Genomic DNA, 24,880 nt, shown 5'->3' on the forward strand with positions numbered 1-24,880 from the left:
CCCCGCCGCCGTCAGACCCGGCATTCCACCGCCGCTCCGGGCGAACCGGCGGATATGCGCCATCGACGGTGTAAGGAGTGTTATGGCACGATGCTCCTGAACATCGGTGCGGTGGTGGGAGGGACGATGAGCGGTGCGGCCGGTGCGGGGCGCTCCCGGGGCTGGGGTCTGGGGCTGGCGGTGGCCTCCTCGGTGTGCTTCGGCGCCTCCGGCCCGTTCGGCAAGGCCCTCATCCAGGCCGGGCTCACCGCGCCGCAGGCGGTGTGGCTGCGCATCGCCGGGGCCGCCCTGATCCTGGTCCCCCTGGTGCTGCTCCTGCGCGGCCGCGCCGCCGCCGCCTCCGTGCGCCCCCACCTGGGTCGCCTGACCATCTACGGGCTGACCGGGGTGGCCGGGTGCCAGGCGCTGTACTTCGTGGCCGCCTCCCGCCTGCCGGTCGGCATCGCGATCCTGCTGGAGTTCACCGGCCCGATCCTGGTGCTGCTCTGGCTGCGGCTGGTGCGCCGCGCCCCGGTCCACCGCACCGCCGCGCTCGGCGTGCTGGTCGCCATGGTCGGCCTGGCGCTGGTGGTGCAGGTCTGGAACGGGCTGTCGCTGGACGCCCTCGGCCTGGCCGCCGGGCTGGGCGCCGCCGCCTGCCAGGCCGCCTACTTCCTGCTGATCGACCGCCTGACCGGCGAGGTCGACCCGCTGGTGATGACGGCCGCCGGATCGGCGGTCGGCGCCGCCGCGCTGACCCTGCCGGCCGCGCCGTGGGCGCTGCCCTGGCACGTGCTGACCGCCGCGGTGCCCGTCGGCGACCACACCGCCCCCGGCTGGCTGCTGGCGGCGTGGATCGTGGTGGTGTCCACCGTGCTGGCCTACCTCGCCGGCGTGGCGGCGGTGCAGCGGCTGTCGGCGCAGGTCGCCGGGGCCGTCTGCTACACCGAGGCGGTCGCCGCCACCCTCATCGCCTGGGCGGTGCTGGGCGAACGCCTCACCCCGGTGCAGCTGACCGGCGGCGCGATCGTGCTGGCCGGGGCGTTCATCGCCCAGCGCGCCGTCATCGACCGCGTCCCGGCCGTCGCCAGCCCCGAGACCCCGACGCCCGCCCTCACCGCCTGACGTCCGGGCGGGACCGGCGGGTCAGGCGTTCTCCGCGCGGAACCGGCGGGTCCCCAGCGCCACCGACACCACCACCAGCGCCACCGTGACGGCCGCGCCCCGGCCCACCGTCGCGGTGGCGTAGTCGCCCGCGAACGCCGCCCGCGTCGCGTCCACCACGTACCGGAACGGGTTGGCCCACGACACCGCCTCCAGCCACCCCGGCGCCAGGTCCATCGGCAGCAGGATCCCCGACAGCAGCATCAACGGCAGCGTCACCGTCGACAGCAACGGCGCGAACGCGTCCTCCCGCCCCGTGCTCATCGCCAGCACGTACGACAGCGACGCGATCGCGACGGCCAGCGCCGTCACGAGCGCCAACCCCACCAGCACCCCCGCCACCGGGGCCCGCAGCCCCAGCAGCAGGCCCGCTGCCACCAGCATCGACGCCTGCACCGCCAGCAGCAGGGCGTCGCGCAGCACCCGGCCCAGCAGCAGCGCCACCCGGCTGACCGGGGTGACCCGCAGCCGTTCGGCCACCCCCGACCGCAGGTCGGCGATCAGTGCGAACCCCGCGAACCCCGCCCCGAACAGCACCAGCTGCACCAGGATCCCGGGCACGAACACCCGCCAGGACCGCGCGCCGCCGAACACCTCCGTCAGCAGTGGCCCGAACAGCACCAGGTACACCAGCGGCTGCACCGCCCCGAACACCAGCACCATCCGGTTGCGCAGCGTCGGCCGCAAATACCGCAGAAAGATCAGGTACGTGTCGCGCACGACCTTCGCCATGGTCACTCCTCCTCGACGATCCTCGTTCTCGCTCCGCCGCCGGGATCAGGCGGCCTCGCGCAGCGAACGGCCGGTCACGGTCAGGAACACGTCGTCCAGGGTCGGCCGGGCCAGCCGCAGGGACGCCAGCTCCACCCCGGCCCCGTCCAGCGCCCGCATCAGCCCCATGAGCTCCCGGTCGCCGTTGTCGACCCGCAGCCGCAGCCCGTCCCCGTCGGCCCGCGCCTCCCGCACCGCCGCCAGCCCCGCCAGCGCCGCGCACGCCCGCCCGGCGTCGCGCGCCGCGTCGGCCAGCTCCACGGTGACCACGTCGCCCGCCACCCGGCGCTTGAGCTCGGCGGGCGTGCCCTCGGCCACGATCCGCCCCCGATCCATGATCAGGATGCGGTCGCACAGGGCGTCGGCCTCCTCCAGGTAGTGGGTGGTGAGGAACACCGTCGTGCCGTCCTCGGCGCGCATCCGCCGGATGTGGTCCCACAGGTCGCCGCGGCTGTGCGGGTCCAGCCCGGTCGTCGGCTCGTCCAGGAACAGCAGCCGCGGCCGGTGCGCCAGCCCCAGCGCGATGTCCAGCCGCCGCCGCTGCCCGCCCGACAGCGACGCCACCGGCCGCCGCTCCAGCCCCTCCAGGTCCAGCCGCGCGCACAGCTCGGCGGTCCGCTCGGCCACCGGCCCGACCCCGTACAGGCGGGCCTGCAACTCCAGCTCCTCGCCGATCGGCAGCGCCGGGTCGGTGCCGCCGCCCTGGGCCACGTACCCGATGCCGCGCCGGACCCCGGCCGGATCGGCCCGCAGGTCGCAACCCGCCACCGTCGCGTTCCCGGCCGTCGGCGCCAGCAGCGTGGTCAGCATCCGCAGCGTCGTGGTCTTGCCCGCGCCGTTGGGACCGAGGAACCCCACGATCTCGCCGGCGTCCACGTCCAGATCCACCCCGCGCACCGCCTCCACCGGCCCCTGCCGGGTGGTGAAGGTGCGCCCCAGCCCGCGTGCCTCGATCATCTCACTCCTCCCGCGTGGGCAACGCGGCTACAGTAACCACAATTTTTAAGTCACTATAAGTTTTCAGTGACACCAGAGAAGATAGACTCGGGCGCATGACCGAGGAACTGGGGCTGCGCGAGCGCAAGAAGCGGGAGACCCGCCGGCGGATCTCCGACGTCGCCACCGGGCTGTTCTGCGCGCACGGCTTCGACAACGTCACCGTCGCCGACGTCGCCCGCGCCGCCGACGTGTCGGTCAACACCGTCTTCAACTACTTCCGCACCAAGGAGGACCTGTTCTTCGACCGCCAGGAGGAGATCGTCGAGCAGGCCGCCGCCGCGCTCCGCGACCGCCGCCCCGGCGAGACGGTCGTGGCCCTGTTCCGCCGCCTGTTCCTGGAGGGCCTGGACCGGGGCGCGCACCAGACCGGCTTCCACGAGGGCTCGGAGGTGTGGGCGCGCACCGTGCGCGACAGCCCCGCCCTCACCGCCCGCCAGGAGGAGATCGGCCGCCAGGCCGAACGCCGCCTGGCCGGGGCGCTGGCCGAGGAGACCGGCGCCGGCCCCGACGACATCGCCCCCCGCGTCGCCGCCGCGATGATCATGAGTGTGCAGTGGCAGCTGGTCAACGAGGTCGTCGAACGCAAACTCGCCGGTGAGACGCTGGAGGAGATGCGCCGGGACGTCTACGCCGCCGCCCGCCGCGCCTTCGACCTCCTGGAGAACGGCCTCGGCGACTACGCGCGCAAAACCACCGAACCGGATGCTTCCGACGGAAAATAAGTGTCGGGCCGCTCACGAGGGTTCTTACACTCCATGACTGCGGAGGCAATCATGGACACCCCCACACTCCTGGCCCACCTCGAGACCCATGACACGCCGGTGCGCCTGCCCCGGGGCGGCACCCTGTGCTGGGACGACGCGGACCTGCACCGCGCCGCCCAGGCGAGCGACCCCGAGGGCTACGCCCTGCTCGCCCTGGCCCCCGGCGTCGCGCCCTGGCAGCGCGCCCGCGTGCTGCTGCAGACCCTGGCCGCCTCCCAGGCCGGGCTGGACGACACCACGCGCGCCACCCTGGCGCGCCTGGCCCACGTCCTCACCCTCGCGCTGCCGCCCGCCCAGGTCATCACCGTCCTGCTCGCGCTGCGCCGCCTGCGCGCCAACCACAAGCACACCACCCGCGCGATCCTGCGGTTCGTGCTGGAGCACCCCGACGCCGACGCCCTCATCGCCGCCCGCCGCCCCGCCCTCACCGACTGCTTCGAGCACGCCCTCGGCAAGACCACCGCGCGCGGCTGCGCCCGCCGCGTCGCCGACGGCGACACCGGCTCGGACTACCTGCGCCGCCGCCTGCTGCGCTTCCTCGCCGACCCCGACGCCGCCCTGCCCCGCGTCAACGCCCTGTACGGCCCGGGCGACCCGGCCGCCACCGCCCCCGGCGACGCCGCGCTGACCCTCGACACCCCCCGCCGCCAGCCCCCCACCGTCACCGCCACCAACCGCGGCGACATCGCCGCCACCCTCGTCCACCTCTACCGCGGCGCCCACGACGAGGACCTGTACGTCGCCCTCGGCCGCCAGGTCGCCGCCGCCGTCGCCGACCTGCCGCCGTTCCCCGGCACCCTGGCCCTGGTCCTGGACGCCTCGGCGTCCATGCGCGGCTACGGCGAACGCGAATGGGCCCTGCTGTCCCAGACCGCCGCCCTGCGCATGGTCCTGGAGCAGGTCTGCGACCGCCTGGAGGTCGTCGAGGTCGGCGGCGACGAACGCGCCCCCCGCGGCGCCACCGACCTGGCCTGCGGCCTGCTGGACGCCCTGGCGCGCGGCCCCGACCTGGTCGCCGTCGTCTCCGACGGCTACGAGAACCGCTACCCCGGCGACCTGGCCCGCCTCACCGCCGCCCTGCCGGGCGCCGGCGTCGCCACCCCCGTGGTGTTCTGCCACGCCCAGTTCACCGCCGGCGACGACCTCACCCTGCGCCGCCCCGCCCCCGCCCTCCCGCAGCGCGGGTTCTGGCACCAGGACGACTTCGCCGAACTGCTGCCCTGGATGTTCGGGCACTGCGCCGCCGGGCAGCCCTGGCTGCGCGCCGCCCTGCGCGTCCGCCTGACCGACCTGCACCGGCAGGCCGCCCACCTGACGACAAGGAGCGCCGCATGAGCGCCCCGACCACCGACCCCGGACCCGACCCGGCCGCGCCGCTGCCCGGCCCCCTCGACCTCACCGGAGCCCTCGACCTGACCGGGCACCGCCTGGGCACCCCCCAGCAGGCCGGCGCCCTCACCATGGTCCCGGTCACCGGACCCGCCCGCCCCGGCGTCACCCCGCCCCGCGGCGGCCTGAAACTGCGGCGCGTCCCCGGCTACGGCCAGGTCGAGCTGCACAACGGCGCCGACACCGGGGTCGCGATCGTCCCCCTGCACCTCGGTTACATCCAGGACGCGGCCCAGAACCACGCCCTGTGCCGCTCGGCGTTCCTGGCCGCCGGGCAGTCCCTGCTGTTCACCGACGCCTGCTGCGTCCAGGAGAGCCAGGGCGGCCTCCTCGCCGAACGCGACCAGTGGTTCTTCGTGCTCCCCCTGGAACTGCGCGCCCGCGCGCTGGAACTGCGCGGCGTCCAGGGCTACAGCAAGCTCTGGACCGACATCGCCGACCTCAACACCCGCTACGGCCTGCCCCGCCGCGGCCACCTGGAACAGATCCTGTCGCGCAAGCGCCCCGTGCTCACCCAGTTCCAAAGCCGCCTGGAGTTGCAGCCCGGCCAGCTCGGCGCGCTGTTCTTCATCAACGGCCACTTCGCCGGACTGGAGATCGCCCCCGACCCCGCCTACTTCGCCGACGTGTGGGCCGCCCTGGTCTGCTTCGCCTACGGCGTGCCCGCCTGGCACCACGAACCCGACCCCGCCGGCCGGACGGCCGAACCGCTCCGCGGGGACTCCCTGGAGGAACTGCGCGCCGCCCTGGACGCCGACCGCGCCCACCGCGCCGCGCAGATCACCTCCTGGCTCACCCGCCTGCCCACCGGACCGGTCCGCCTGCGACACGAGGACACCTACCTGGACCTGCGGCTGTCCACCGTCACCGCCCCCCACCTGGCCGGGCAGGTCGTCACCGAACACGGCCGCACGGTCTACGCCTCCCTGTTCACCACGCGGACGACGTTCGACCCGCGGACGCCCGACCCGCGGCGGACCTGACCGGCGGCCGGAGGACGACCGGGAAATCCGGTTGCCCTCCGGCCGCCGACCCACTTCAATCGAATCGCGCGGGAACTGCGCCGGGCGCGTCGGAACGACACCTGATTCCAAGTCGGGAACGTTGCTGAGAACAACGAGGACTCCGACGAGGCGCCGGCCGCCCGTCCCGCCCCGACCCGGTCACCCCGGCGCGGTCACTCCACGGCGAGGTACGGCTGCAACGCCGACCGCACCGTCTCGGGCATCTCCCGCTTGCGATGGGTCTCCGGATCGATGAACACGTGCCGCACCTCCCCGTCGGCGATCAGCCGGTCGCCCACCCGGAACTCCGGCCGCACCACCATGCTGGTCGTCCCCAGGTGCGCGACCGGCATCGAGATGTCCAGCAGCTCGTCGAACCGGGCCCCCTGCCGGTAACGGATCCGCGCCTCGGCCACCACCAGGTCGTAGCCCGAGGCGACCATCGCGGTGTAGTCCCCGATCACCTCCCGCCACAGCTCGGTCACCGCCACGTCGTAGTAGAAGAGGTAGTGCCCGTTGAACACCAGGCCCTGCTGGTCGCACTCGCTGTAGCGCACCCGAAGCCGGTGCGTGAACATCTCGCCCATCGGGCAATGATCACCTACGTTCCGCCCCTCCCGCATCCCCCGCGCACGGGAGCCGGACGGCGAGGCGGCAGGCTGGACGGCATGAACGACCTCGCCGGCGGCGACTCCCGGCTGGAACGGCTCCTGGACGCGATGTCCCCGCGCGACAAGGCCGCCCAGCTGTTCGTCCTGCCCGTCCACGGCGACGACGCCCGCGCCGCCGACCCCCGCAACCGCGCCTGGTACGGGGTGGACCGCCCCGCCGACCTGGTGGCCCGGCACCGGCCCGGCGGGATCGTCTACTTCGGCGGCGAGCACGGCAACCTGCGCCACCCCCGCCAGATCGCCGCGCTGTCGGACGGGCTGCAACGCGCCGCCCGCGACGCCGGGACCCTCCCGCTGCTGCTGGCCGCCGACCAGGAGGGCGGCTCCGTCACCCGGCTGCCGCGCCCGGCGACCCGCACCCCCGGCGCGATGGCCCTGGCCGCCGCCCGCGACGCCGCCGCCGTCCGCGACCTGGCCCTGCTCACCGCCCGCGAGCTGCGCGCCGTCGGCGTCATCCACGCCTACGCGCCGGTCGCCGACGTCAACGCCTGCGCCGCCAACCCCGTCATCGGTGTCCGCTCCTTCGGCTCCGACCCGCACCTGGCCGCCGCCCTGACCGCCGCCCACGTCGAGGGTCTGCAGGCCGGGGGAGTGGCCGCCACCGCCAAGCACTTCCCCGGTCACGGCGACACCGCCGTCGACAGCCACACCGGCGTCCCCGTCATCACCCACGACCGGGACACCTGGGAACGCCTGGACCTGCCGCCGCTGCGCGCCGCGCTCGACGCCGGCGTCGCCTCGGTCATGACCGGTCACCTGGTCGTTCCCGCGCTGGACCCCGCCGGCCTGCCCGCCACCCTGTCGCGGCCCGTCGTCACGGGGCTGCTGCGCGACACGCTCGGCTTCGACGGCGTGGTCGTCACCGACGCCCTCGACATGCGGGGCGTGCGGGCGCGCTTCGGCGACGACCGCGTCGCGGTGCTGGCGCTCAGGGCGGGCGTGGACCTGCTGCTCAAACCGCCCGCCGGACGGTTCCCCACCCAGCTCGAAGCGGTGCTGGCGGCCGTGCGGTCGGGAGAGCTCACCGAGGAGCGCCTCCACGCGTCGGCGCGGCGCGTCCTGCACCTGAAACACCGCCTGGGGCTGCTGGACGACCCGTTCACCGACCCCGCCGCCCTCGCCCGCGTCGGCGCCCCCGGGCACCTGGCCGCCGCCCGGCGCGCCGCCGACCGCGCCGTCACCCTGCTCACCGACCGCGACCGCCTGCTGCCCCTGCCGCCGGACGCCCGCGACCTCCTGGTCACCGGATGCGGCGCCGCCGCCCTCGGCGCGGAGCTCGACCGGCGCGTTCCCGCCACCGTCGTCGAGACCGGCCCCGACCCCGCCCCCGAGCGCGTCGCCGAGGCCGTCGCCGCGGCGCGCGGCCGTGACCTGGTCGTCGCCGTCACCGACCGCGCCTGGGACACCCGCACCCGCCCCGGGCAGGCCGCGCTGGTCACCGCCCTGAACGCGACCGGAGTGCCCCTGGTCGTCGTCGCCGTCGGCGACCCCTACGACATCGCCCGCTTCCCCGGCGTCCCGGCGTTCCTGGCCACCTACTCGCGCACCACCGAGGCCCTGCGCGCGGCCGCCGCCACCCTCACCGGCCACAACATCCCGCGCGGGCGGCTACCGGTCAGCATCCCCGGTCCCGACGGAGGCGAGCTGTACGCGTTCGGCCATCCGGACGTCTAGGGCCGTGCTCAGCGTTCGCGGGGCTTGGATCTTTGCAATGACTTGCAGGTGCGGGAAGGGCTTGTCGCGTCGGTGAGCATGGATGTTGCTACGTGCTTGGTTGCCGAGGGCGATGGAAGCCCGATTTGGGTCTTGCAACTTTCTGAAAGCCTTTGTAACTTCCCGGCAACCCTTTCAACGCCGGGAGGCCCGCGTGGTCACGTCCCCCGCCCGCCGCACCTCCGCCACCGTCCTCGTCACCGTTCTGGTCACCGTTCTGGTCGCCGCCCTGGCGGTTCCCGTGCGGCCCGCTCCCGCTCGTGCCGCCGACCACCGCGCCCCCGATCCCACCTCGGCCCGCGCCCACTGGATCGACCGCGCCACGCTGGCCTGGCGGACGGCCCCCGCCCCGGGTCACCGGTTCGAACTCGTCCACTCACCGGCGGGTGACCTCCGGGTCGAACGCGGCGAACTGGTCGGCGACCGGCACGCCCTTCCGCTCACCCCGGTCCTCGGCGGCCTCACCGCCGCGCAGCGGGCCCGCCGCCCGCACCTGGCCGCGCACGCCGCGTTCCGGCTCACCCCCGGCGACGCGGCCCGCGCCGCCTCCGTCCTGCGCGGCCAGGTCGTCGCCGTCGAACGCGCGGCGGACGGCACGCTGCTGGACGCGACCGGCGTCCAGATCCCCGGCGTCCTCGACGACGTGTACGGCGCGGCCGCCCGCGCCGAGCTCGGGCCGGTCTGGCGGCGCGGCACGCCCACCCTCGCCGTGTGGGCGCCCACCGCCCGCGACGTGGCCCTGGACCTGGACGGCCGCCGGATCGCCATGCGGCGCGACGACGCCACCGGCGTCTGGTCGGTCACCGGCCGCCCCGGCTGGAAGGGCCGCCCCTACACCTACGCGGTCACGGTGTTCGCCCCCGCCGCGGGCCGGATCGTCACCAACGTCGTCACCGACCCCTACAGCCTGGGCCTGACCGCCGACTCGCGCCGCAGCCTGCTCCTCGACCTGGCCGACCCGGCCCTGGCCCCGCCCGGCTGGCCCGCGCCGCGCAAGCCCCGCCCGGCGCGCCGCGCCGCGGTCTACGAGCTGCACGTGCGCGACTTCTCGGCGTCGGACCGGACCGTGCCCGAACGGCTGCGCGGCACCTACGCCGCGTTCACCCGCCGCGGAACCGCCGGGACGCGGGCGCTGGCGCGGCTGTCCCGCGACGGGTTCACCCACGTCCACCTGCTTCCGGCGTTCGACTTCGCCAGCGCGCCCGAGCGCCGCGCCGACCAGAGGGCGCCCGCCTGCGACCTGGCCGCGTTCCCCGCCGACTCCGACGCCCAGCAGCGCTGCGTCGCCGCCACCCGGGACGCCGACGCGTTCAACTGGGGCTACGACCCGCTGCACTACACCGTCCCCGAAGGCTCCTACGCCACCGACCCCGACGGCCCCGCGCGCGTCCGCGAGTTCCGGAGCATGGTGGCCGGCCTGAACCGGACCGGGCTGCGGGTGGTGATGGACGTTGTCTACAACCACACCTTCGCCGCCGGGCAGGACCCGCGCTCGGTCCTGGACCGCGTCGTGCCCGGTTACTACCACCGGCTGGACGACAACGGGGCGGTGACCACCTCCACCTGCTGCGCCAACACCGCGCCCGAGCACACGATGATGGACAAGCTCGTCGTCGACTCGGTCCTCACGTGGGCGCGGCGGTACAAGGTGGACGGCTTCCGCTTCGACCTGATGGGCCACCACCCCCGGGCGAACATCCTGCGGGTGCGGCGCGCCCTGGACCGGCTCACCGTCGGGCGCGACGGCGTCGACGGCCGGTCGGTCGTGCTGTACGGGGAGGGCTGGGACTTCGGGGAGGTCGCCGGGAACGCCCGGTTCGTCCAGGCCACCCAGGCCGCCATGGCGGGTACCGGCGTCGCGACGTTCAACGACCGGCTGCGGGACGCGGTGCGCGGCGGCGGCCCGTTCGACGCCGACCCGCGCGTCCAGGGCTTCGGCTCGGGACTGTGGACCGCTCCGAACGACTCCCCGGCCAACGGCGCCGAGCCCGCGCAACGCGCGCGCCTGCTGCACCTGGCCGACCAGATCAAGGTCGGGCTCACCGGCAACCTGCGCGATTACCGGTTCACCGCCTCCGGCGGCCGCGCCGTCACCGGCGCGCAGATCGACTACAACGGCGCGCCCACCGGCTACACGGCCGCACCCGGCGAGGCCGTCACCTACGTGGACGCCCACGACAACGAGACGCTCCACGACGCGCTCGCCTACAAGCTGCCCCCGAACACCACGATGGCCGACCGGACGCGGATGCAGGCGCTGTCGCTGTCCACCGCCCTGCTGTCGCAGGGCATGCCGCTGGTGCACGCGGGCTCGGAACGGCTGCGCTCCAAGTCGCTGGACCGTAACTCCTACAACTCCGGCGACTGGTTCAACCGGCTGCACTGGGACTGCCGCCTCGGCAACGCCTTCGGCGGCGGCCTGCCCCCGGCCGCCGACAACCAGGACAAGTGGCCCCACGCCCGGCCCCTGCTCGCCGACCCCCGCCTCAGGCCCGGCTGCGCCGACATCGACGCGACGCGCGAAGGCGTCGGCGAGCTGCTGCGCGTCCGCGCCTCCACGCCGCTGTTCAGCCTGGACGACGCCGACCAGGTCCAGCGGCGGCTGTCGTTCCCGCTCAGCGGCACGCCGGGGGAGACCCCCGGCGTGATCACCATGCGGCTCGACGGGCGCGGCCTCGACCCCCGCTGGCGATCCGTCACCGTCGTGTTCAACGCGACCCCACACATCCAACGGCAGACCGTCCCCGCCCTGGCGGGCGCGGCGACGCGGCTGCACCCGATCCAGGCGGCCTCCACCGATCCGGTCGTCCGGACGGCGTCGGCCGACACCGCGACCGGCACGCTCCAGGTCCCGGGCCGGACCGTCGCGGTGTTCGTCCAGCGCTGACCGGGCCGCGCCGGACCCCCTCCTCCCACCCCAAGGAGAACCCATGCCGATCCCACGTTCCCTGGTGGCCGCGGCGGCGCTGCTGCTGGCGACGCCCGCCGCAGCCGCCCTCACCCCGCAGCCCCGGGCGCTCGCCGCCCCGCCGGGCGGAAGGACGGTCATCGTCCAGTTGTTCCAGTGGCCGTGGAAGTCCGTCGCCGCCGAATGCGAGACCTTCCTCGGCCGCAAGGGCTACGGCGCGGTGCAGGTCTCGCCGCCCCACGAACACGTCGTCCTCCCCGACGCCGGGGACGGCGGTCACCCCTGGTGGCAGGACTACCAGCCCGTCAGCTACGACCTCGAAAGGCTGAAGACCCGGCGCGGCGACCTCGCCGACTTCAAGGACATGGTGGCCCGCTGCCACGCCAGCGGCGTGAAGATCTACGCCGACGCGGTCGTCAACCACACGACCGGCGTGTCCGGCGGCCAGGGCTCGGCGGGCACCCGCTTCCCCGACAAGTACACCTACCCGGGAACGTTCTCCGACGCCGACTTCCACACCTGCCGCCGTCCCATCCGCGACTACCGGAACCGCTGGGAGGTGCAGGACTGCGAGCTGGAGAACCTGGCCGACCTGAAGACCGAGAGCCCCTACGTGCGAGCCCGTCTCGGCCGCTACCTCAAGGACCTGGCCTCGCTGGGCGTGGACGGGTTCCGGCTCGACGCGAGCAAGCACATGCCCGCCGCCGACATCGCCGCGATCCTGCGCGAGATGCGCGCGCACATCGACGCCGACCCGTCCTACACCGGCACCCGCGACCCCTACGTCTACCAGGAGGTCCTGTACGGGAGCGGCGAGCCGGTCAGGCCGTCGGAGTACCGCGGCAACGGCGACCTCAAGGAGGTCCAGGCCATGAACTTCATCTCCAGGAAGTTCTGGAGCGCCGCCGACCCCGCCGACCGGATCCACCAGCTCCACGCGTTCCCCGTGGGCTGGGGCGACGACATGGAGGCGGACGACAAGGCCGTGGTGATGGTCGACAACCACGACAGCCAGCGCGACGCGCTCCCGGCCGCCGACGGCGGCCAGGACCGCCAGATCCTCACCTACAAGAAGGGCGCCGCGTACCGGCTCGCCAACGTCTTCCTGCTCGGCTGGGACTACGGCACCCCGCTGGTGATGTCCAGCTTCGGGTTCACCCGGCGCGACACCAGCCCACCCCGCACGGCCGACGGCACCACCACGCCCGTCACCTGCGACGGCGCGAACTGGATCTGCGAACACCGCTCCAGCGAGACCGCCGACATGGTCGGCTTCCGCAACGCGGTCGGCGACACCCCGGTCAACAAGGCCGCCGACGCCCCCGAACAGGACTGGTACAGCGACCGTTCCGAGGGCGGCCCCGGAAACAAGATCGCTTTCAGCCGCGGCGCGAGGGGCTACGTCGTCATCAACCGCGACGAGACCACCGGCTGGAACCGCACCTACCGGACCCGGCTGCCCGCCGGGCGCTACTGCAACATCATCGGCGGCGACCACGACCCCGCCGCCCGTAGCTGCAAGGCCACCCACATCGTCACCGTCGCCGCCGACGGCACCTTCACCGCCGACGTCCCCAGGATGAGCGCCCTCGCCCTCCACGTCGGCGCCGCCGTCGAGGGCCCCGGCGGCGCCCCCGACACCGTGATCAACGTTCACCGGGACGTCGGCTGGGGAAACCGGATCACCCTGCGCGGCAGCACCGCCCCCTTGAGCTGGTCCACCGGCCACGAGTGCGTCAACCACTCCGCCGCCCTCTGGAGGTGCACGGTGAAGGGCGTCCCCGCCGGTCGTCCCTTCGAGTACAAGCCGCTCATCAACGACACCCGATGGTCGCTCGGCCCCAACCACACCGCCACCGGAGGCCAGACCGTCGACATCCAGCCCTCCTTCTGACCGGAAACTTCGGCCGGGCTTCATCGGAAATACTTTGCAGAAATTTTCTGAAACCTTGCAAGAGAGGGTTGCAAGATCATAATCTGGCGGCTCCGTCCCGCTCTCGAAAGGAGCGACCGCGTGAAGGCGCGCATCGCACGGCTGGCCGCCGGTGCGGGAATCGGCGCGACCCTCGTCCTGGGATCGGTCCTGACCGGGTCCGCGTCCGTGGCCGCGGAACCCGCCCCCTCCTGCGTGACTTACTCACAAAGCTGGCGCTATACCGACGTCACCAACGGCTGCGGCACCACCCTCCAGCTCAAGGTCGTCTACAAGGACGGCGCCGAGGGCGTCTGCCACACCGTGCACCCCAGCCCGTACCCCACCACCATCGGCAGCGGCTACATCGGCGAGCACGGCTACGTCGACCACATCGCCTGGTGCTGACGCCCTTGGCGAACCGTTCGCCCGTCGTGACATCGCTCCGGCGGGCGAACGGCGGTTCACCGGAGCGCGCTCAACTCGCGATCTCGCTGAGCAGGCCGGTGCCCCGCGGCGCCGCGTTCGGGTCGTGTGCGGCTCACGGAACGTCCCAGATCGCGAACGGGCCCCGGCCGTTGCCCACGCCCTGTGCGCCCGGGGAGTTCCCGGCCACAGGCGCGGCCGGCGCGCGACGCGGGGAGTGATGCGCGACGGGCGTGTCATCTCAGGCTTCCTGCAAGCGACGGGTGGCCCGGAAGGAACCGGAGAGGGCGGCGGAGGCGCGCGCGAGGCTCGACGGGCGGTCGCGCGGATGATAGGCACGTCCCGAACGCCGTTCTAGATGACGACCGGGGGTTCCGATGACCGCACCCGCCCCGACCGGCCCCGCCGCCCCGACCGGCCCGCAGCGCTTCGGCGTCTTCCTCGCCCCCTTCCATCCCGTCGGCCAGAACCCCACCCTGGCCCTGCACCGCGACCTGGACCTGCTGGTCCACCTGGACGCCCTCGGCTTCGACGAGGCGTGGATCGGCGAGCACCACTCGGCCGGATTCGAGATCATCGCCTCGCCGGAGGTGTTCATCGCCGTCGCCGCCGAACGCACCCGCCACCTGCGCCTGGGCACCGGCGTGTCGTCGCTGCCCTACCACCACCCGCTGATGCTGGCCGACCGCATGGTGCTGCTGGACCACCTCACCCGCGGCCGCGTCATGCTCGGCGTCGGCCCCGGGGCCCTGCCCTCCGACGCCCACATGATGGGCATCGAGGTCGCCCGCCAGCGCGACATGATGGAGGAGGCCCTGGAGGCCGTCCTCCTGCTGCTGCGCACCGAGGAGCCGGTCACGATGAAGACCGACTGGTTCGAGCTGCGCGACGCCCGCCTGCAACTACGTCCCCACCAGCGCGAGCTGGAGGTCGCGGTCGCCGCCATGGTCTCCCCGTCCGGGCCGCGCGCCGCCGGGCGCTTCGGCTGCTCCCTGCTGTCGCTGGGCGCCACCCAGGCCGCCGGGTTCGACGCCCTCGGCTACCACTGGGGCGTCATGGAGGAACGCGCCGCCAGGTACGGCACCGCCGCCGACCGCGACCGCTGGCGGCTGGTCGGCCCCGTGCACCTGGCCGAGACCCGCGAGCAGGCCGCCCGCGACGTGGCGTTCGGGCTGGCCGACTGGATCGGCTACTTCCGCAACGTCGCCGCCCTGCCCATCGCCCCCGACACCGACGACCCCGAACGGCTCGTCGAGGCCGTCAACTCCACCGGCCTCGGCGTCATCGGCACCCCCGACGACGCCGTCGCCCAGATCCGGCGCCTGGCCGACCAGTCCGGCGGGTTCGGCACCTACCTGCTGATGGCCCACGAGTGGGCCGACACCACCGCCACCCGCCGTTCCTACGAGCTGTTCGCCCGCCACGTCGCCCCCGTCTTCCAGGGGACGGCCCGCACCCTGGCCGCCAGCCGTGACTGGGCCGCCGCCAACCGGCCCCGGTTCATCGGCGCCGCCACCGACGCCATCATGGCCAAGGTCCAGCAGCAGGCAGAGGAGTCCGGCCGGTGAACGGGGGCACCCGCCCCATACGGCAGGATCGAGGGCATGCAGGTGCTCCGATCGGGGGGCGGGCGCCTCCTGTCCCCGCCGTACGCGCTGCCGCTGCTGGCGGCCGTCCTCACCGTGGCGACCACGCTCGACGTGCTGGCGGGCGGGCTGCTGCGCCGCTTCGACGGCTGGGTGTTCGCCGACGGGCTGCCGCCGCGCACCGGGGCCTGGCACCTGTTCTGGCGCACCGTCGTCAACGGCGGCCAGTACTGGCTGGTCGGCGGCCTCACCGCGCTGGCGGCGCTGTGGGCGTCCCGGCGCGCCCGCGACCCGTGGCTGCTGGCGGGCGCGGCGGTGTGGCTGGTGGCCAGCGAGCTGCTCATCCGCGCCGCGCAGATCGCCTTCGGCCGCACCCCGCCGCTCAGCGGCCGCGACGTGCTGTTCGCCGACGGCTACCTGTCCTATCCCTCCGGGCACGCCGCCAACGCCGCCGCCTGCCTGACGATGCTGGTCGCCCTCACCGGCGCCTCCCGCCGCCGGGCGGCCGCCGCGCACGTCCTGATCGCCGGCGTCGCCGTCGCCGTGGTCACCCTGGGCTACCACTGGCCCACCGACGCCCTCGCCGGATGGGGCCTGGGCACCGTGCTGGGCTTCGCGGGCCGCGTCCTGGTGCGGGAACGCGCCCGGCGCCGCCCCGGGCCGGACGGGTCACGGGACAGCGCCGGGCCTTGACCGTAAGCTGACGCTTACCCAAGCATGGAGCCGACATCGGCGAGAAAGGCGGCACGACGGTGACCACCCCGGCGACCCTGCGGGTCGAGGACATCGACATCAGCGACCTGCGGTTCTGGCAGCGGCCCCGTCCCGAACGCGAGGCCGCGTTCGCCGTGCTGCGCGCCGCGGGCGCCCCCCGCCTGTTCGCCGAGCCCGAGGTGCCCTTCACCCGGCGCGGCGACGGCTACTGGGCCCTGGTGCGGCACGCCGACGTCGTCGAGGCCAGCCGCAACCCCAAGGTCTTCTCCAGCGAGCCCAACGCCACCAGCATGGTGGACTCCCCGTCCTGGCTGCGCCGCTACATCAGCTCCATGATCGACATGGACGATCCGCGGCACGCCAAGATCCGCCGGATCGTGTCCCGCGCGTTCACGCCCAAGACCCTCGCCAGGACCGAGGACGACATCGCCCGCCGCGCCGCCCGCATCGTCGACGAGCTGATCGCCTCGGGCCCCGGCGACTTCATCCCCAAGGTCGCCGTGCGGCTGCCGGTCGAGGTCATCTGCGACATGCTCGGCATCCCCGACTCCTACTACCCGCGCGTCGTGCGGCTGACCAACATCGTGCTGGGCAACACCGACGCCGAGTACACCGGCATCACCCCCGAGATGGGCCGGCTGCGCACCGGCCTCGGCCTGGCCAAGGTCGCGCTGGCCAGCCGCGAACTCCACGCGATCGCCGCCAAGCTCGGAAGGGAACGCGTCGCCGAGCCGACCGGCGACCTGACCTCCGCGCTGGTGAACGCGAACGTCGACGGCGAGAAGCTCACCACCCGCGAGTTCGGCACGTTCTTCCTGCTGCTGGTGGTCGCCGGGAACGAGACCACCCGCACCGCCCTCGCCCACGGCCTGAAGCTGCTGACCGACAACCCGGGCCAGCGCGACCTGCTGCTGGGCGACTTCGACACCCACATCCCCGGGGCCGTGGAGGAGATCGTCCGCTGCTCCACCCCGGTCATCACCTTCCGCCGCAACGTCACCGAGGACCACGAGATGAACGGCCACACCTACCGCAGGGGCGACAAGGTGATGCTGTTCTACAACTCGGCCAACCGCGACGAGACGGTCTTCCCCGACCCCGACCGCTTCGACATCACCCGCCCCAACGTGCGCGACCACGTCGGCTTCGGCGGGCCCGGCCCGCACTTCTGCCTGGGCGCGAACCTGGCCCGCCGCGAGATCACCGTGATGTTCCGCGAACTGTTCACCCGCCTGCCCGACCTGCGCGCCGACGGCGAACCCGACTACCTGACCTCCAGCTTCATCAACGGCATCAAACGCCTGCCCTGCACCTTCACCGCCCCCTGACCCGCTCGACCGGTTCCCGCGTCCGGCGGTCCCTGGAACCGGGGGACGGCGGACGACGTCCGAGGGGCATGGCACGTGGACTGATCGTTTGGGTGCTGGCCGTGGGCGCGGTCGTTTCCGGTGTCGTCCTGGCGACCCCTGATCGAGCCTGCGCGTGCACTTGCGCGCGCGTCACCGAGGCGGAGGCGTATGCGAGTGCCGACGCGGTGTTCAGCGGACGCCCGGTCCTGCGCGCGTTGGAGAACAGCGGGAGCGTCACCCTCGTCTTCGAGGTGAGCGCCGTGCACAAGGGCCGGGTCGCGCGTCGGCAAGACGTCCAGACCGCGAGTTCGGAAGCCAGTTGCGGGCTGAAGGTGGCGACGGGGCGTGAATACCTGGTCTTCGCGACGCGGGTCGAGGACGGACTGGCGACGTCGCTGTGCGGCGGCACCCGGGCGGCGGACAGGCCTCTCGCGGTGCCCTCCGCGCCGACGGGCACCCCCCTCGCGGTGCCCTCCGCGCCGACGGGCGCCCCCCTCGCCGGACGCGCCGGTCCCGTTGGTGATGAGGGCCTGTCATCGACGGCATGGGTGATGATCGCAGGTGGCCTGGCCGTGCCGATCGTGCTCGGCCTGGTTCTCGCCTCGCGAAGACGAAGCTGACCGGCAGACCGCCGGCCCTCACCTGTACGCCAGGGTGACCTGCCGGACCGGTCGCCGCCTCAGGGGCCGTGACCAGGGAGAACCGCCCTCCGGGACCTCCCTGTTATGATCTTGACATGGCCGTTGACGGCTGGCTCGCCCACCACGCGGTGGCCCTCACCACGCTGGACCCCGACGCCCCGCTCGACGACCTCGAACCGCTGCGCGACATCATCGGCGGCGCCCAGGTCGTGGCGGTCGGCGAGAGCGCCCACTTCGTCCGCGAGTTCACCCTCGCCCGGCAGCGCATCCTGCGCTTCCTGGCCGAACGGTGCGGGTTCACGCTCCTCGCGCTGGAGTTCGGCTTCAGCGAAGGACTCGAACTGGACCCGTGGATCCAGGGCGCCGGCACGGAGACGGATCTCACGCGGATCAGCGAGAACGCCGACACCTGGGGCATCGGAGAGCTGCTGCGCTTCGTCCGCGGGCACAACGCCTCCTCCGGCCGTCCGGTGCGCTTCGCCGGCATCGACATCCCGCAGGCCGGCGGGTCGCTCCTCCCGGCGCTGGTCCCGGTGGCCGAATACCTCCAGGACGTCGATCCCGACGCCGTGCCGCTGGCGGAGTCCGCGATCGGCATCGCCGCGCGGCTCGCCGGTGGCTCCGGGGCCTCGGCCGTCCCCGCGCGGGCGGAGCTCGGCACCGCCCGGCAGGACGCCCTGACCGCCGCGCTGGCCCGGCTGCGGCTGCGCTTCCGCGCGCTGGAGCCGCTCTACGTCCCGCGCAGCGATCAGCACCGCTACGACACCGCGATGTGGCGGCTGGAAGCCGCCGTCCACGCCGACGACGCGCTGCGGGCAACGGCCGCGCTGTTCGACGGGACGGCCCCGCCCGCCGACCTCTCGGTCCGCGACCGGTACATGGCCGAATCGGTGCGGTGGCACCTGTCGCACTCCGCCCCGGGAACCCGCGTCGTGCTGGCCGCCCACAACAACCACATCCAGAAGCACCCCGTGGCCTACGACGGCCGCCTCACCACCCTGCCGATGGGCCGGCACCTGCACCGGGCGCTGGGCGACGACTACTTCGCGCTGGCGCTCACCAGCACCGCCGACCGCACCGTCGAGATGCGTCCCGATCCGAACGCCCCCCTCGGTTTCACGATCGCCGACACCCCGCTCGACCCGCCGAAGCCCGGAAGCGTCGAGGCCGCCGCGCTCGACGCGGGGATCGGACCGGGGCTGATCGACCTGCGTCACGCCCGCGGCGCGGACCGGTCCGGCGAGCTCACCCGGATACGGACGCAGAGCACCACCCTCACCATGCCGATTCCCGACGCCTTCGACGCCGTCCTGGTCACCCCGACCGCCACCATGCAGGAAGGCATCGGAGCCTGACCGGCGTTCCGACCCGACCGCGTCATCGCCTCCGGCGCCGTGGCGCGCTCAGCGGGATTCGGGAAGGTCGAGCCTCTCCCGCGGCTCCGCCAGGCCCCGCGTGCGTTCATCGTCGCGCCGGTCCTCGACGAAGGTGTGGAGCGCGAGCACCAGCCTGCGACTCCCGTGCGTGGGGCAGCGGTTCCGGCGCGGCGTCCCGGTCACCGCTCTGGATCAGGAGGTTGCCGAGGAGGATGCGGGCGAGCCCGCCACCGGCGACCGGCGCTTGACCGAAAACGGCGGCGAGAGCGGGACCCGGGGGGTTGGTCCGGTCCGGGCGCGGATCGCCGACCGATTTCTTGATCTTGTCCCGAACTTTCATGATCGAGACGGCATCGGACTCGGTGGACCGGCGGAACGCCGCCGGCCGGACCATGAAGGAGGGGAACCACATGCGCAAGCTGCTCACCGGAACGCTGGTGACCGCCGTCGCCGTCACGGGGATGGCCACCGTGGCGACCGGCGCCCAGGCCGCCACGGCCAAGCCCGTCGCCAAGTGCTCCAGCAAGGCGCTGAAGACGAAGTTCGTCAAGGCCCGGGGCGAGGTCGGGATGATGAGGACCGGCTGGCGGATCACCCTCACCAACGTCTCCAAGAAGACCTGCACGGTGAAGGGCTACGCGAACCTCCAGCTCCGCAACGCCAAGGGCAAGCCGGTCAAGACGCGGGTCGTCCGGGGCGACAACTACTTCCAGCGCGACCCGGGACCGGCCACGCTGAAGCTGAAGCCCGGCAAGACCGTCCAGGCGTCGGTGGCGTACTCGCACTACCGCGACGAGACGGGCCCGGCCAGGACGCCCCTCCTGGCCATCACCGCCCCGGGCGCCAAGAAGGCCACGACGGTCAAGATGTCCGACCCGTACGTCTGGCAGGGCAAGCTCTCCCTGACCGCGTTCGCGTACTCGTTCCCGCAGGCCTGACGGCCCGGGCGCGGCGCTCCGTCACACCGGCCCCCAGTGCGAGCCATCGCCTGGGGGCTTTCGGCTGTCCCGGCCTCGTCCGCACCGGGATCGCAGTCGGTTACCGTGCTACATTGTTACCATGGTACAAATCGAACGGGTCCAGACCGGGCTGCGGATCGAACGGAACCTCCTCAAGGTCCTCAAGGGGCTGGCCGAATACCTGGACATGCCCCTGGGCGAGCTGGTCGAGGGCATCACCCTGCACGTCTTCGAGGGCAAGGCGCCCTTCTCCGGCGAGACCCTCCAGAAGATCGAGCAGCTCAAGGCCGTCTACGACCTGACCCTGACCGCCCAGGACGCCCACCGGCTGGTCGAGAAGTGACCGCCCGGCACACGCTGACGGGCCGCCTCACCGTCCCCCTCCCGCCGGAGGAGGCGTTCACGCTCTTCACGCCGCGCGGCGAGGAACGCTGGGTCGAGGGCTGGCGGCCCCGCTTCCCGGCTCCGGCGCCCGACGACACGGCGCCGGGCACCGTCTTCGAGACCTCGCACGCCGAACCCACCACCTGGGTGGTGCTCGAACGCCGGCCGGGCCGCCGCATCTCCTACGCCCGGGTCACCCCCGGCGTGCGGGCCGGAACCGTCACGGTCACCCTCACCGCCGACGGCGACCGGCGCTCGACCGTCGAGGTCACCTACGACCTCACCGCGCTGACGCCCGGCGCCGCCGAGGACCTGGACCGGTTCGCCGCCGACTATCCGGCGTTCCTGCGCTCCTGGCAGGACGCCCTCACCCGAGCAGACGAAGGATGACCACGATGACGACGCACCACGACGGCCGCAAGGTCGTCGGCAACATCGCCCTGTCCCTGGACGGCCGCATCACCGGCCCCGGCGGCGAGTACGACATGGGCTGGATCGGCCCGCACGCGATCAGCGACGGCGCCCGCGACCACCTCGCCCGCCTCACCGGGACGGCCACCACCGTCCTGCTCGGCCGCAAGAACTACGAGGGCTTCGGCGGCTACTGGCCGGCCGTCGCCCAGGACCCGGCCGCCGACCCCCGGGACCGGGCGTTCGCCCGGTGGCTCGACGCCGTCGAGAAGGTCGTGCTCTCCACCACCCTCACCGAGCCGACCTGGCAGAACTCCCGCATCCTCGCGACCGGCCCGGCCGCGGCGGTCAAGGACCTGCGGGCGATGCCCGGTGGCGACATCCTCGTCCTGGCCAGCGCCGACGTCATCACCGCCCTGCTGCGGGCCGGCGAGCTGGACCGGCTGAGCGTCACCCAGTGCCCGGAGATCGTCGGCGGCGGGCGCCGCCTGTTCGACGACGGCCTGCCCGCGTCGAGCTGGCGCCCCGCCGGGCCTCCCACCGTCACCGGCAGCGGCGCGCTCTGCCTCCTCTACGACCGCGTCACCGCGGACTGACCGCCCACCCCGGTGCGCGGCCCGCCGTACCGCCGACCCACGCCAGGCTCCGCCCCGACGTCCACCGCGAACGGCTCCATCTGGCCGGGCTCGACCTGCAAGGTGGGGTCGGGCAGGTGCACCTGGACCTGCCCGAGCCGCACGGCCGGGTGCCCGTCCGCGTCGCCGGGGGCGCGGCCGACCTCACCTTCCGGCGTCCCGTCGGCGTTCCGGTGCGGCTGGCCGTGGCGGGCGGCTCGACCCGCCTGACGATCGGCGAGCGGCGGTCCGCCACGGCCCGGCCCCGGTACGTGTTCACGGACCCCGGCTCCGCGGAGGGCGAGGACCGCTACGACATCCCCGTCGCCGGGGGAACCGATGCCCTCACCCTGGTGTGAGGCGGAGCCCGGCCGGGCTCCGTCGTGAGGCCGGCCGGCCCGCCGTTCCCTCAGGACGCCTGGGCGGCCAGCAGGTCGGCCAGCTCGCGCGGCCGGGAGAACATCGGCCAGTGGCCGGTGGGCAGGTGCTGGAAGGTCCACTCCGGGCCCGCCAGCGTCGCGAACGCCGGAACGCCGTCCGCCACCATCTTCTCGACGAACTCCAGCGGGATCGTCGTGCTGATCAGCGTCTTGGGCGTGTCCGGGGCCCGCTCGGGACGCTCGGGCCCCTGCGTGGCCGCGCCCACCGGCTCGGGCGTGGCCCGCGACCGCAGCAGCTCCAGGTCCTCCTCCGACAGCCCGGCCAGGCTGTCGGGGTCGGCGGCCGGGTCGAACGGCGGCGGGGGCACGAACATCCCCCGCCCCTCCTCGGCGATCTGCCGCTCGACCGCCGCGCGCTCCTCGGGCTCGTGGAAGTCGATCTGCGCCATGCCCGACGGCAGCGGCGCGGTGTCGACGTACACCACGCGCGCCAGGCGTTCGGGGATGCGGTCGGCGGCGCAGGTGACCGGCAGCGTCGCACCGCTGTGCGCCACCAGGACCACGTCGTGCAGGTCGTTGTCCTCGATCACGGCGATGACGTCGGCGGTGTGGGTGTCCACGTCCACCTCGGGCGTCGCCTCGCCGGCGCGTTCGGCCAGTCCCGTCAGCGTCACCGGGTGCACCTGGTGCCCGGCCTCGCGCAGCCTGTCGGTGACCCGCTCCCACGCCCACGCGCCGAGCCAGAAACCGGGAACCAGGACGAAAGTCGCCATCTTCGAACACCCTTCCTCGGGAACCGATGGGACTACCGTAGACCCATTACCGGACAGAACCCGCCCGGATTTAACGAGGTATCGGTGTCGCATCCCACCACCCGGATCCTGACGATGCTGGAACTGCTCCAGGCCCACCACCGCATGGGCGGCGCCGAGCTGGCGCGGCGGCTGGAGGTCGACGAGCGCACCGTGCGCCGCTACGCCCACCGGCTGGAGGACCTCGGCGTCCCCGTCGTCGCCGAACGCGGCCGCCACGGCGGCTACCGGCTGATGCCCGGCTACAAGCTGCCCCCGCTGATGCTCACCGACGACGAGGCCACCGCCGTGGTGCTGGGGCTGCTGGCCGGACGCCGCCTCGGCCTGCCCGGCGACGCCACCGAGAGCGCCCTCGCCAAGGTGCAGCGCGTGCTGCCCGCCGCGCTGCGCGACCGCGTCCAGGCCCTCCAGCACACCCTGGGCTTCACGCTGGCCGAACGCGACGCCGCCGCCCCCACCACCGCCACCCTGCTCGCCCTGGCCGCCGCCGCCCGCGCCCGCCGCCGCGTGACGATCCGCTACCGCTCCTGGAAGGGCGACGACACCGAACGCGACCTGGACCCCCACGGCCTGGTGTTCCACTCCGGCCGCTGGTACGTCACCGGCCACGACCACCGCAGCGACCAGGTCCGCACCTTCCGCGTGGACCGCGTCCGGCACGTCGAGCAGACCGGCGCCGCCTTCGAGGCGCCCGACGACGCCGACCCCGTGCGGCACGTGGTCAGCTCCCTGGCCAACGTGCCCTACACCCACCGGGTCGAGGTCCTGCTGGAGACCACCCTGGCCGAGGCCCGCCGCCGCGTTCCCGCCACCACCGCCACCCTGACCGAGGCCGACGGGGGAGTGCTGCTGACCATCCGCGCCGAGAGCCTCGACGGCATGGCCCGCATGCTGGCCGGGCTCGGCTGGCCGTTCACCGTCCGCCGCCCCGACGAGCTGCGCGGCGCCGTCCGCGCCCTGGCCGACACCCTGCGCGCCCACGCCGACCGCTGAGCGCGCCGGCCGTTCACCCCGGGCGCCGTCCGGCCGGGACGCCGGAGCCGGGACGCCGGAACGGACGTCCGGCAGGGGAGGGGATCAGCCGGAGTCGCGCAGGGCGTCCCACTCGCGGCGCAGCATCGCGTAGACGATCTCGTCGCACCACTCGCCCTTGACGAACTCGTTCTCCACCAGGTGCGCCTCGCGGCGCATGCCCAGCCGCTCCAGCACCCGCGCCGACGCCTCGTTGCGGCCGTCCAGCCGCCCGCAGACGCGGTGCAGGTCCATGAGCTCGAAGCCCAGCCGCAGCACCATCCCGGCCGCCTCGGTCGCGAAGCCGCGCCCGTGGTAGGCGGGGTTGAAGATGTAGCCGATCTCGCCCTGCCGGTGCTGCTGGCTGCGCCACTGGAGGTTGACCTCGCCGATCAGCGCTCCGGTCGCCCGCTGTTCCACGGCCAGCACCAGCCAGTCGCCCTCCTTCTCCAGGGCGGTGGCGGCCATCTTCTGCTGGAGGAACACCCGCGACTCCTCCACGGTGCGCGGCTCCCAGTACAGGAACCGCGCCACCTCCGGCAACGACTGGTAGGCGTGCAGCTCCTCCAGGTCGCCGGTGGCGAACGGGCGAAGCAGCAGCCGTTCGGTCTCAAGAGGGTATTGGGGACGCAGCACACCGAGATCCTAAAGGGCGTACGCCCAGACGCAATCGGTAATCAACCCGCAGCGGTCAGATAACCGCGCGAACGGGCCGCGTCGGCGGCCTCATGGCGGGTGCGCGCGCCCAGCTTGGCCAGCACCGCCGAGACGTGGTGGTCGACCGTCCGCACCGACAGCGCCAGCCGCTCGGCGATCTCGGCGTTGGTCAGCCCCTCCGCCATCAGCGCCAGCACGTGCGCCTGCCGGGCGGTCAGCCCCGCCGGGTTGGCGCCGGCCGCGGCCCGGGCCCCCGGCGCGGTCCCGCCCGGCGCGACGTCGCCCC

Annotated in this window: 26 protein-coding genes; 19 read left to right on the forward strand and 7 right to left on the reverse strand. The window is 73.8% G+C overall.

The window, feature by feature from the left end; translation table 11 throughout:
- Nucleotides 1–90 precede the first annotated feature (90 nt).
- On the forward strand, nt 91–1,104 hold the full coding sequence (locus AKI01S_RS32655) for an EamA family transporter (protein ID WP_245681877.1): 1,014 nt from the start codon (nt 91–93) through the stop codon (nt 1,102–1,104).
- Nucleotides 1,105–1,125: 21 nt separating this feature from the next.
- Here the strand turns inward: AKI01S_RS32655 and AKI01S_RS32660 are convergent, their stop codons facing one another.
- Nucleotides 1,126–1,875 (reverse strand): ABC transporter permease, encoded by a 750-nt coding sequence (locus AKI01S_RS32660; protein ID WP_067826335.1) that lies wholly within the window; start codon nt 1,873–1,875, stop codon nt 1,126–1,128.
- 45 nt (nt 1,876–1,920) lie between these two features.
- The gene (locus AKI01S_RS32665; protein ID WP_067826337.1) at nt 1,921–2,871 is read right to left on the reverse strand and encodes an ATP-binding cassette domain-containing protein; all 951 of its coding nucleotides are present in this window, start codon (nt 2,869–2,871) and stop codon (nt 1,921–1,923) included.
- Nucleotides 2,872–2,966: 95 nt separating this feature from the next.
- Between AKI01S_RS32665 and AKI01S_RS32670 the strand changes: the two genes are divergently transcribed.
- Genes AKI01S_RS32670 through AKI01S_RS32680 form a run of 3 tightly spaced genes read left to right on the forward strand, consistent with a single transcriptional unit; the run spans nt 2,967 to nt 6,049 of the window.
- A complete protein-coding gene (locus tag AKI01S_RS32670) occupies nt 2,967–3,635 on the forward strand; it encodes a TetR/AcrR family transcriptional regulator (protein ID WP_067826339.1) in 669 nt (222 codons plus the stop codon).
- A gap of 51 nt (nt 3,636–3,686) precedes the next feature.
- Entirely contained in the window at nt 3,687–5,012 is a 1,326-nt protein-coding gene (locus AKI01S_RS32675) for a hypothetical protein (protein ID WP_067826341.1), read from the forward strand.
- Complete coding sequence (locus AKI01S_RS32680) at nt 5,009–6,049, forward strand: ARPP-1 family domain-containing protein (protein ID WP_084000477.1); 1,041 nt, start codon at nt 5,009–5,011, stop codon at nt 6,047–6,049. Before AKI01S_RS32675 ends, AKI01S_RS32680 begins: the two co-directional genes overlap by 4 nt.
- A 194-nt stretch (nt 6,050–6,243) precedes the next feature.
- On the opposite strand, the gene AKI01S_RS32685 is transcribed toward AKI01S_RS32680, so the two are convergent.
- Nucleotides 6,244–6,657: an acyl-CoA thioesterase gene (locus AKI01S_RS32685; protein WP_169814052.1), complete on the reverse strand. Its 414-nt coding sequence runs from the start codon at nt 6,655–6,657 to the stop codon at nt 6,244–6,246.
- A gap of 81 nt (nt 6,658–6,738) precedes the next feature.
- Here AKI01S_RS32685 and AKI01S_RS32690 point away from each other — a divergent pair, with 81 nt between their 5' ends.
- The 9 genes from AKI01S_RS32690 to AKI01S_RS32730 all read left to right on the forward strand — a co-directional run bounded on the left by AKI01S_RS32690 (nt 6,739) and on the right by AKI01S_RS32730 (nt 19,345).
- Nucleotides 6,739–8,415: a glycoside hydrolase family 3 protein gene (locus tag AKI01S_RS32690; protein ID WP_067826345.1), complete on the forward strand. Its 1,677-nt coding sequence runs from the start codon at nt 6,739–6,741 to the stop codon at nt 8,413–8,415.
- A gap of 193 nt (nt 8,416–8,608) precedes the next feature.
- Complete coding sequence (gene pulA / locus AKI01S_RS32695; protein ID WP_067826347.1) at nt 8,609–11,341, forward strand: pullulanase-type alpha-1,6-glucosidase; 2,733 nt, start codon at nt 8,609–8,611, stop codon at nt 11,339–11,341.
- A 43-nt stretch (nt 11,342–11,384) separates the two neighbouring features.
- On the forward strand, nt 11,385–13,256 hold the full coding sequence (locus tag AKI01S_RS32700) for an alpha-amylase family glycosyl hydrolase (protein WP_067826349.1): 1,872 nt from the start codon (nt 11,385–11,387) through the stop codon (nt 13,254–13,256).
- A gap of 120 nt (nt 13,257–13,376) precedes the next feature.
- Nucleotides 13,377–13,682 (forward strand): alpha-amylase inhibitor, encoded by a 306-nt coding sequence (locus tag AKI01S_RS32705; protein ID WP_067826351.1) that lies wholly within the window; start codon nt 13,377–13,379, stop codon nt 13,680–13,682.
- A gap of 395 nt (nt 13,683–14,077) precedes the next feature.
- On the forward strand, nt 14,078–15,268 hold the full coding sequence (locus AKI01S_RS32710) for an LLM class flavin-dependent oxidoreductase (protein WP_067826353.1): 1,191 nt from the start codon (nt 14,078–14,080) through the stop codon (nt 15,266–15,268).
- Nucleotides 15,269–15,304: 36 nt separating this feature from the next.
- Entirely contained in the window at nt 15,305–15,979 is a 675-nt protein-coding gene (locus AKI01S_RS32715; RefSeq protein WP_067826355.1) for a phosphatase PAP2 family protein, read from the forward strand.
- A gap of 59 nt (nt 15,980–16,038) precedes the next feature.
- Entirely contained in the window at nt 16,039–17,328 is a 1,290-nt protein-coding gene (locus AKI01S_RS32720; RefSeq protein WP_067826357.1) for a cytochrome P450, read from the forward strand.
- Nucleotides 17,329–17,396: 68 nt separating this feature from the next.
- On the forward strand, nt 17,397–17,969 hold the full coding sequence (locus tag AKI01S_RS32725) for a hypothetical protein (RefSeq protein ID WP_157420313.1): 573 nt from the start codon (nt 17,397–17,399) through the stop codon (nt 17,967–17,969).
- 116 nt (nt 17,970–18,085) lie between these two features.
- Entirely contained in the window at nt 18,086–19,345 is a 1,260-nt protein-coding gene (locus tag AKI01S_RS32730) for an erythromycin esterase family protein (protein ID WP_067826361.1), read from the forward strand.
- 106 nt (nt 19,346–19,451) lie between these two features.
- Here the strand turns inward: AKI01S_RS32730 and AKI01S_RS51945 are convergent, their stop codons facing one another.
- Nucleotides 19,452–19,778, reverse strand: coding sequence for a hypothetical protein (locus AKI01S_RS51945; RefSeq protein WP_169814053.1), 327 nt, complete (start codon nt 19,776–19,778; stop codon nt 19,452–19,454).
- Here AKI01S_RS51945 and AKI01S_RS32735 point away from each other — a divergent pair.
- The 5 genes from AKI01S_RS32735 (at nt 19,777) to AKI01S_RS32755 (ending at nt 22,093) form a co-directional block, all read left to right on the forward strand.
- Entirely contained in the window at nt 19,777–20,304 is a 528-nt protein-coding gene (locus AKI01S_RS32735) for a DUF4232 domain-containing protein (RefSeq protein ID WP_169814054.1), read from the forward strand. The genes AKI01S_RS51945 and AKI01S_RS32735 overlap by 2 nt on opposite strands.
- A 121-nt stretch (nt 20,305–20,425) precedes the next feature.
- A complete protein-coding gene (locus tag AKI01S_RS32740) occupies nt 20,426–20,668 on the forward strand; it encodes a hypothetical protein (RefSeq protein WP_067826365.1) in 243 nt (80 codons plus the stop codon).
- Nucleotides 20,665–21,099, forward strand: coding sequence for an SRPBCC family protein (locus AKI01S_RS32745; protein WP_067826367.1), 435 nt, complete (start codon nt 20,665–20,667; stop codon nt 21,097–21,099). Before AKI01S_RS32740 ends, AKI01S_RS32745 begins: the two co-directional genes overlap by 4 nt.
- Before the next feature lie 5 nt (nt 21,100–21,104).
- The gene (locus AKI01S_RS32750) at nt 21,105–21,716 is read left to right on the forward strand and encodes a dihydrofolate reductase family protein (RefSeq protein WP_067826369.1); all 612 of its coding nucleotides are present in this window, start codon (nt 21,105–21,107) and stop codon (nt 21,714–21,716) included.
- Nucleotides 21,717–21,832: 116 nt separating this feature from the next.
- A complete protein-coding gene (locus AKI01S_RS32755) occupies nt 21,833–22,093 on the forward strand; it encodes a hypothetical protein (RefSeq protein ID WP_067826371.1) in 261 nt (86 codons plus the stop codon).
- Nucleotides 22,094–22,143: 50 nt separating this feature from the next.
- On the opposite strand, the gene AKI01S_RS32760 is transcribed toward AKI01S_RS32755, so the two are convergent.
- Entirely contained in the window at nt 22,144–22,887 is a 744-nt protein-coding gene (locus tag AKI01S_RS32760; protein WP_067826373.1) for an alpha/beta fold hydrolase, read from the reverse strand.
- Nucleotides 22,888–22,971: 84 nt separating this feature from the next.
- Between AKI01S_RS32760 and AKI01S_RS32765 the strand changes: the two genes are divergently transcribed.
- Complete coding sequence (locus tag AKI01S_RS32765; protein ID WP_067826375.1) at nt 22,972–23,919, forward strand: helix-turn-helix transcriptional regulator; 948 nt, start codon at nt 22,972–22,974, stop codon at nt 23,917–23,919.
- An 84-nt stretch (nt 23,920–24,003) separates the two neighbouring features.
- Here the strand turns inward: AKI01S_RS32765 and AKI01S_RS32770 are convergent, their stop codons facing one another.
- Nucleotides 24,004–24,573, reverse strand: coding sequence for a GNAT family N-acetyltransferase (locus AKI01S_RS32770; RefSeq protein ID WP_067826377.1), 570 nt, complete (start codon nt 24,571–24,573; stop codon nt 24,004–24,006).
- A 41-nt stretch (nt 24,574–24,614) separates the two neighbouring features.
- The coding region (locus AKI01S_RS32775; RefSeq protein WP_157420314.1) for a response regulator transcription factor at nt 24,615–24,880 on the reverse strand (266 nt) is incomplete at its 5' end.

Source organism: Actinomadura kijaniata NBRC 14229, assembly GCF_001552175.1.
GTDB lineage: Bacteria > Actinomycetota > Actinomycetes > Streptosporangiales > Streptosporangiaceae > Spirillospora > Spirillospora kijaniata.